Origin of the sequence: Pyxidicoccus trucidator (assembly GCF_010894435.1) — a bacterium.
Lineage (GTDB): Bacteria > Myxococcota > Myxococcia > Myxococcales > Myxococcaceae > Myxococcus > Myxococcus trucidator.
The window spans coordinates 1-399 of sequence record NZ_JAAIXZ010000110.1 but is presented as its reverse complement, the minus strand read 5'-3'; the positions used below and the strand labels follow the sequence as shown (position 1 = coordinate 399).

Genomic DNA, 399 nt, shown 5'->3' with positions numbered 1-399 from the left:
CTCGCGAGGGCACGGGCTCACGAAGTCGAGGTCTGGGCGGCCGAGCCCTGAGCGGCGCTCTTGCGCGACAGGAGGCCGTCTACCGCGAACGCACCATTGCCCAGCAGGGCCTGGGCGATGAGCGACAGGATGAGGAACGCGACGTACTCCCGGCCTCCGCCCTCGTTGGTGAACATCCAGCCCAGGGAGACGTGAGACTTGAGCGCGCCGAGCATCACCGGGAGCAGCGCGAGCGCCACCCATCGGACGCGAAGCCCCGCGAGCAACGCGAGGCCGCCGAGCAGCTCCGCCGCGAACACGGGCCCGGCCGTCCAGCCGGGGAAGCCATGGGCCTCGAAGAAGCGGGCGGTGCCGTCGAGCGTGAAGATGAACGCCTTGGCCCCCGCGTGCGCGAGGAAG

General features: G+C 71.2%; 1 protein-coding gene. It reads right to left on the bottom strand.

The window, feature by feature from the left end; all coding sequences use genetic code 11:
- Nucleotides 1-17 precede the first annotated feature (17 nt).
- On the bottom strand, nt 18-399 hold a 382-nt coding region (locus G4D85_RS48645; RefSeq protein ID WP_164021968.1), incomplete at its 5' end, for a DoxX family membrane protein.